This window comes from uncultured Butyricimonas sp. (assembly GCF_959596855.1).
GTDB lineage: Bacteria > Bacteroidota > Bacteroidia > Bacteroidales > Marinifilaceae > Butyricimonas > Butyricimonas muris.
This window is the reverse complement of the sequence record NZ_CAUFYA010000021.1, coordinates 71,760-79,123: the sequence shown is the minus strand read 5'-3', so window position 1 is coordinate 79,123 and position 7,364 is coordinate 71,760. Positions and strand designations below refer to the sequence as shown.

Below are 7,364 nucleotides of genomic sequence, written 5' to 3'. Positions count from 1 at the left end.
CATCAAGTAAGAGAGCAAACGACTCGGATAATTCGGGATCGAGAAACGATAATCCAAAAAAATCAATCCCACGTCACAAGCTCTTGCCAGCGCATCATAATCCTCTCTCTCCAAATGATGAAATAACGATATTGCCTTGGAGTTCGCCCCGTTCACCCATGTTTCCAGTTTTAAATATTCTGTCCCATTCCCCACCACCACGAAATGGCAATCTTCACGGTCTTTCACGGCTTTCAAGCACTCTATCAAAAAAGGTATTCCTTGCGGTTTACCCATGTTACCGCCATAAATAAATACCGGCTTTTCTATTGGCAAATTATACTTTTTCCTAATTCCTAACCAATCTATTTTTTCTCTCGTTGACAATACTTCAAAACTATTGGGTGCAATCTCTACAATACCCGGGTTTATAGCCGGGTTATGTTCCCGAACATACTTCACGTTAGCGGGACTCATGCACCCGATAAAATCCGATACTCGATATAATTCTTTTTCCTTTCGGCGAAAAAATTTATAAACCACCCCTTTCAAACCTCGAATGGTCAACATTCCCAAATCTACCGCATTCTGTGGAAAAATATCTTTTAATAAAAGATACGACATGGCACTGGGATTACATTGTTTTGCGTACTTGATTACCCTCGTTAAGGTGATTGGAGGAGTTGAATACAATATCACATCAAATCTCACGGTTCCAAAATACTTTTTTAAAGCCTTTTTAAACTGGTACTCCAAGAATACCTGCCCAACCCCTTTCTCTACCACGTTGGTTTTCGTCACGTTCAATGTTTTCACGCCAAGTGAACGCACGTGATTTGCGACAACAACCTCTGTCGAAAGTCTAAATCTACGCTCCCGGGGATACACGATGTACACTTCATGTCCCTCGTCCCGAAACTTTCGCATCAAGTCAGTATAAATACCATGCACTTCCACGTGATCCATTCGAGGAACCATAGTAAGAAACAAAATATTCATCTCTTTAGAATTTTCTCCAAACCATCTTGTTTACCACACCGGTATAGCTTTGTATCAATTTCACCACCTTCGTCGACACGTTCTCGTCCGTGTAATTCGGCACCGGAATCCCGTTATCCCCGTTCTTCACCATCTCCACCGCCACGTCCACTGCCTGCAACAACGAACGTTCGTCTATCCCCGCTAGCACGAAACAGCCCTTGTCCAACGCCTCCGGGCGTTCCGTGCTCGTGCGAATACATACCGCCGGGAAAGAATGTCCAATGCTGGTGAAAAAACTGCTCTCCTCCGGTAACGTCCCGGAATCCGATACCACAGCGAAAGCATTCAACTGTAAACAATTATAATCATGGAACCCCAACGGCTCGTGCTGTATCACCCGGCTATCCAACCGGAATTCACTCAATTCCAAACGTTTCCGGCTTCTCGGGTGACAACTATACAAGATTGGCATGTCATATTTCTCCGCCATGGCATTAATTGCTGAGAACAAGGAGAGAAAATTCCGTCCCGTGTCAATATTCTCCTCCCGGTGCGCAGACAACAAGATATACTTTCCTTTCTTTAACCCCAACCGCTCATGTACATCACTCGCCTTGATTTCCGCCAAATTACCGTGCAACACTTCCGCCATTGGCGAACCGCACACGTAAGTCCGTTGCGGGGCAACTCCCGAGGTATTCAAGTAACGCCGGGCATGTTCCGAGTAACAAATATTCACGTCACTGATAATATCCACGATTCGACGGTTGGTTTCCTCCGGCAAACACTCGTCAAAACAACGGTTTCCCGCCTCCATGTGGAATATCGGGATATGCAACCGCTTCGCCCCTATCACCGACAGGCACGAGTTGGTATCTCCCAGCACGAGCACCGCCTCAGGTTGCAACTGCACCATCAATTTATAACTGGCGTTAATGATATTTCCCATCGTCGCTCCAAGATCATCGCCGACCGCATCCATGTACACCTCCGGGTCTGAAAGTTTCAAATCCCGGAAAAACACCCCGTTCAGGCTATAATCGTAATTCTGCCCCGTGTGGGCAAGTATCGTGTCGAAATACACGCGACACTTGTTTATTACCGCCGCCAAACGGATAATCTCCGGACGCGTTCCCACGATGATCAACAACTTCAACCGACCGTCATTCTTGAACGCCACGGTTGAATAATCATATTTTACTTCCATCTATTCTAAAAGATTTATTTTACCGGTTCAAAATAAGTATCCGGTTTTCCCGGGTCAAAAGCCTCGTTCGCCCACATTACCGTTACAAGGTCATCCATGGCACTGAGATTAATTATATTGTGCGTGTATCCTGGCAACATATGTACAGCCTCGATCTTCTCGCCCGAAACCTCAAACTCGATCACCTCGTCCGTCCCGATCTTCCGCTCTTGAATCAACCCATGACCGCTCACCACGATAAAAAACTCCCACTTCGAGTTATGCCAATGTTGCCCTTTCGTGATTCCCGGTTTGGAAATATTCACGCTCACCTGACCGTGATTAAAGGTGCGCAAAAGCTCCGTGAACGATCCGCGGTCATCCGCATTCATCTTCAACGGGAACGCCACCTTCCCGGCCGGTAAATAGCTCAAGTAAGTGCTGTACAATTTCTTGGCGAAACTCCCGGGGGCAATATTGGGCATCACCAGCGTCCGGGGCTGTTCTTTGAAGGTTTCCAGCAAATCGACAATCTCGCCCAGCGTTACCTTGTGTGTTGTTGGCACAGCACAATAACGTCCCCCCGGCATTAACACGGTTTCCACGCCCTCGAACTCGCAATGATGTTCCTCGTCCCGAAGTGCGGCAATCATCTCGTCCATCAGGTCATCGATATACAACAATTCCAACTCTGTCGAACGATCGTTCACTTGAACGGGAAGATCGTTAGCGATATTGTTACAAAAAGTCGCCACGGCGCTATTGTAATTCGGGCGACACCATTTGCCAAATAAATTAGGGAAACGATACACCAACACCTTCGCTCCCGTTTCCTCTGCATAACGGAAAAACAACTCCTCTCCCGCCTTTTTAGACTCCCCGTATGGACTCCCGGCGTAACGTCCCACCATCGTAGCTTGTATAGAACTGGCAAGCATCACCGGGCAAGCGTTCCCGTACTTCTTCAACGTTTCCAGCAAAGTTGAGGCGAAACCGAAATTTCCCTCCATGAACTCCACCGGGTCTTTCGGGCGATTCACCCCGGCAAAATTGAACACGAAATTGCACTCCCGGCAGAACCTATCCAGTTCTCCCGGGTCCGTGTCAATATCATATTCAAAAACGGCATCAACCGTCACATCACCATAACAACGAGCCTCGCCCGCCTGTATGTTGCGCAATTGGGACACGAGATTCCGACCCACGAAACCACGTGCTCCCGTCACAAGTATATTCATAAGATTTCCGCTATTTACGACAGAAAAGATCTACCCACACCCAATACTATTACTACCCCTTGTGAAAGTATGAACCTTTATAAAAAAATCAAGTATTCAATCTCTTCTCCATCCAAAATTAGATATGTATAATTATTCCGACTTAATTTCTGTCGTTTTTCCCCTTTCTTCCAACCCAAGATCCTCACGGATAAAACGTAACTTCAACAATAAATTCATCATTCCCTCCACATCTAGACGAGTCGTGTTGTGCGAGTGATAATCCTCTATTCTCGCCATGTCCTCGTTCCCCTCCGTGAAAAACTTGTCGTAATTCAAATCCCGGGTATCGCAAGGGATACGGTAATAATCCCCCATGTCTATCGCCTTCGCCATCTCCTCCCGGGTCACCAGCGTTTCGTATAATTTCTCCCCGTGACGTGTGCCAATCACCTTCACCTCCGAGTTCGTCTTGTACAGCCGCTTCAACGCCGATGCCAACACCTCCAATGTCGCCGCCGGCGCTTTCTGCACGAACAAATCCCCGTTATGACCGTGCTCGAAAGCGTACATCACCAGGTCCACCGCGTCATCCAATGTCATCATGAAACGGGTCATATTCAGGTCCGTCACCGTGAGCGGTTTCCCCGACTTGATCTGCTCCACCCACAACGGGATCACGCTCCCACGGCTTGCCATCACGTTACCGTAGCGAGTGCAACAAATTGTCGTCGCTGCCCCCTCTCCCAACGCCCGTCCCTTGGCTATCGCAACCTTTTCCATCATCGCCTTCGAGATTCCCATCGCGTTAATCGGGTAAGCAGCCTTGTCCGTCGACAGCACCACCACGTTCTTCACCCCGTGGACGATCGCCGACTCCAGCACGTTGTCCGTCCCGATCACGTTCGTCTGCACTGCCTGCAACGGGAAAAACTCGCAACTCGGCACCTGCTTCAACGCCGCCGCTGCGAACACGTAATCCACACCCGTCATCGCCCCGTCCACCGACTGCCGGTCTCGCACGTTACCAATATAAAACTTCACCTTCGGGTTTTGCAACCGGTGACGCATATCATCCTGCTTCTTTTCGTCGCGCGAAAGAATGCGGATTTCACGAATGTCGCTATCAAGAAAGCGACGAAGAACGGCATTGCCGAAACTACCTGTGCCTCCCGTAATCAGTAGGACTTTATCTTTGAATACTGACATATTGATATTTGAATTAATTGTTTTCTAAAATATTACCACTTTTATACTCTTTGTCTTTTGGACTTTTAGTCTCTCAGACTCATCAACCTTAAATCATTCATTCTCGTAGCCACCGGCTGGAAGTAAAGCGTTTCAGTATTGTTCACTCCATACGGGAATTTGAACACACCGAACTGAAAGGTATAGTATGGCATACAGTCCTTCTTCTCCTTATAAATCTCCTTGAATCCGTCTTGAAGATTACCGCTATACATGTGCACATACTCGTCCTTGATACCAGCACCTCTTTTTCTGCCAAAGTAGAACTCCATACGGGACGTATTACGACCATCTCCTTCAACGGTTGTTGAAAAAACATACTTGTCCTTCCACTGGCAACCGTAAATGCAAGAACCATCAATAGGAGCAATGGTCTTCACTGTATAGTCCACTGGATTCATGAGATAGATGAAATCATCTGCAAAAGGCGCATCCGTAGCATAAAGCAATCCTTTAGGAAGGGCAAACACGACACAACCACGATACTTCTGGTCATTGCAGCATACTCGTTCCACCGACTTGAAGTTATCCGTCACTTTCCAAATGGCAGAAGCATCATCAAAGTCGCCCGTGAAAATCCAAATGCAATCACGATAAGGGTCATTCACAATGGCATGAACATGATTGATGGCACCTTGAGGGAAGGTATAGACCACCTCCCATTTGTCCTTGCCCACTCGCTTATATACTGAAACAGGCTTCTTATCTCTATTTCCAAGATAACCGCCAAAATAAATACCATCATCAACAAAAGAAATACCATCCACTTGGGTAAAGATAAGCGGACGAATACCCTCACCACAAAAATAACCTTTAGACAGACTGCCAGTTTCCAGGTTAAGTTCATAAATCATATTGCCGACAGACAGCAGTACATGCTGCTCATCCAATGCCCAAGCAGCACGTACACCCATTCTTAGAAGCCGATACAAATACCTGCAATGACCAAGAATGCGCTCTTTCTTACTTTGGAAGACAGGAATGGTATTTATCACCTTTCCATCTTCTAATATGAGAACATTACCTAGATGGTAACAGACAAGTCTGCCTGAAGGGAGAATGCAGAGAGGAATAGTAAAGTTCATTACGATAATTTCTCTTGTAGTTTCTGATAATCTATCTTGCCGCTTGTCTTCACAGGAATCGCATCAATCTTCTTCACTTGGAAAGCACGAGGGTTGAATCCCGTTTTCTCTACAAGCAAGTTCTTGATTTGCTCCTCCAGGTCATCTTCAGTCACAAACACCGTAATCAAGTCATCCACTCCAGCGCAAGCGCAATTCGGAGTGATGGCCTTCACAAACTGCTCGGTAGCATCGAGGTTAGTGCGGTTTCCCCACACCTTCACGAAACGCTTCATACGCCCCGTGATGTAGAAGAACCCGTCGGCATCAAACTTCGCAACGTCGCCCGTATGGAGCACACCGTGGTTCTCATCGCCCTTCATCAGGTCTGCCCTCACCTCAGCATAACCCAAGCAGACGTTCTCGCCTTTGTAGAGCAACTCCCCATCCACCTCGGGCTCGATAATCCTATTGCCATCGGCATCCACCAATGACAGTTCGCCCCTAGGAATGGCAATGCCTATTGAAGCATTCTTCTCCACAGCCTTATCAAACGGCAGATAGCTCATCCGAGGAGCCGCCTCCGTCTGCCCATACATCACGACAAACTCCTTACCGCTCTGTTCTGCAAACTCCACAAACTCCTTTACGTAGGATGCATTCAGCTTGCCACCTGCCTGAATCATCGTCTTCAGCTCAGGCAGATCCATACAGAAAAAACGAAGCCGTTTCAGCATCTCGTAGGTGTAAGGCACGCCAGCTATCGAAGTAGCCCTCTGCTCCTTCACAAACGACCAAAAGTCCCTCTGCATCACCGCTTTGTCTGTCAGTAGAACTGTCGCTCCCTTAATCAAATGACTATTGATGACCGACATCCCATAGCTATAGTACATCGGCAAAGTAGTCACAGGCCGCTCCTCAGTCGTAATCCTCAGATACTCCGCAATACTCTCCGCATTGCTCTCCAGATTTCTCTCCGATAGCCGCACCAACTTAGGCGACCCCGTACTCCCCGAAGTAGTCAGACAAAGCAACAACTCTGGATTCATCTCCTGGAAATCAAACCCCGTTTCGAGAAGCGAATAAGAACCATACTCATAAATAACCTTAGCCTCAATTCCCAATAACGTTCCCGATCCCGTTATCTTGCCCACGTGAGAGGTCGGCATCCAAAGAAACTCCGGCCTATACATCTCAATTAACCTCATCACCAGTTCCAAGTCCCTGCTACCATCAAGCAACACTTGCGGAATATGCTTGTTCATACAAGCCACGTACCCCACAAACGCCCCAAACACATTCTCGCAAAGCGTAAACACCAAACCCTTCCGAGGAAAGGCGGCAACCATACGCTCCACCTCCACGGAAAGGTCATTATAGGTTAACGACTCACCACGGTCGGTCACAACCGCCAAGTTGTCTTTGTATCGTTGTAGATCAAACATTACTCAAAAGAAATATTATACTTATCAGTCAAAATAGACTTAGCAGCATCATAAGAATTAAAATCCATTATATCTTCTGATTGAATAACAATGTCAAACTCATCTTCTATATTTGCTATTAATGTCATTTGCCCAACAGAGTCCCATAACGGAGTTTTCCTATATGCAAGTGATTTAACCTGATTTTCTTCTACTTCAAATGTCGTTGCGAATACATTGTTCAATTTGTTGAGATTATTCATTT

The 7,364-nt window shown here is 46.8% G+C and carries 7 protein-coding genes; all 7 read right to left on the bottom strand.

The genetic code is table 11. From position 1 onward, the window contains the following. Nucleotides 1–978, bottom strand: a 978-nt coding sequence (locus Q5866_RS10830) for a glycosyltransferase family 4 protein (protein WP_303180216.1), incomplete at its 3' end; no start/stop codon positions are given. Nucleotides 979–982: 4 nt separating this feature from the next. Further along, nucleotides 983–2,167 carry a UDP-N-acetyl glucosamine 2-epimerase gene (locus Q5866_RS10825; RefSeq protein ID WP_303180215.1) on the bottom strand — a complete coding sequence of 395 codons (1,185 nt, stop codon included), beginning with the start codon at nucleotides 2,165–2,167 and terminating at the stop codon, nucleotides 983–985. A gap of 14 nt (nucleotides 2,168–2,181) precedes the next feature. After that, entirely contained in the window at nucleotides 2,182–3,384 is a 1,203-nt protein-coding gene (locus Q5866_RS10820) for a capsular polysaccharide biosynthesis protein CapF (RefSeq protein ID WP_303180214.1), read from the bottom strand. Between the two features lie 132 nt (nucleotides 3,385–3,516). After that, nucleotides 3,517–4,572: a polysaccharide biosynthesis protein gene (locus Q5866_RS10815; protein WP_303180212.1), complete on the bottom strand. Its 1,056-nt coding sequence runs from the start codon at nucleotides 4,570–4,572 to the stop codon at nucleotides 3,517–3,519. A gap of 65 nt (nucleotides 4,573–4,637) precedes the next feature. Continuing rightward, the gene (locus Q5866_RS10810; RefSeq protein WP_303180210.1) at nucleotides 4,638–5,606 is read right to left on the bottom strand and encodes a hypothetical protein; all 969 of its coding nucleotides are present in this window, start codon (nucleotides 5,604–5,606) and stop codon (nucleotides 4,638–4,640) included. Nucleotides 5,607–5,695: 89 nt separating this feature from the next. Next, the gene (locus Q5866_RS10805; RefSeq protein ID WP_303180208.1) at nucleotides 5,696–7,120 is read right to left on the bottom strand and encodes an AMP-binding protein; all 1,425 of its coding nucleotides are present in this window, start codon (nucleotides 7,118–7,120) and stop codon (nucleotides 5,696–5,698) included. Continuing rightward, nucleotides 7,120–7,362: an acyl carrier protein gene (locus Q5866_RS10800; RefSeq protein WP_303180206.1), complete on the bottom strand. Its 243-nt coding sequence runs from the start codon at nucleotides 7,360–7,362 to the stop codon at nucleotides 7,120–7,122. Before Q5866_RS10800 ends, Q5866_RS10805 begins: the two co-directional genes overlap by 1 nt. Between the last annotated feature and the right edge of the window lie 2 nt (nucleotides 7,363–7,364).

Bases quoted from the DNA above. Each gene is read 5' to 3' on its own strand.
- Q5866_RS10805 (WP_303180208.1), bottom strand. From the start codon at position 7,120: ATGTTTGATCTACAACGATACAAAGACAACTTGGCGGTTGTGACCGAC.
- Q5866_RS10800 (WP_303180206.1), bottom strand. From the start codon at position 7,362: ATGAATAATCTCAACAAATTGAACAATGTATTCGCAACGACATTTGAA.
- Q5866_RS10815 (WP_303180212.1), bottom strand. From the start codon at position 4,572: ATGTCAGTATTCAAAGATAAAGTCCTACTGATTACGGGAGGCACAGGT.
- Q5866_RS10820 (WP_303180214.1), bottom strand. From the start codon at position 3,384: ATGAATATACTTGTGACGGGAGCACGTGGTTTCGTGGGTCGGAATCTC.
- Q5866_RS10825 (WP_303180215.1), bottom strand. From the start codon at position 2,167: ATGGAAGTAAAATATGATTATTCAACCGTGGCGTTCAAGAATGACGGT.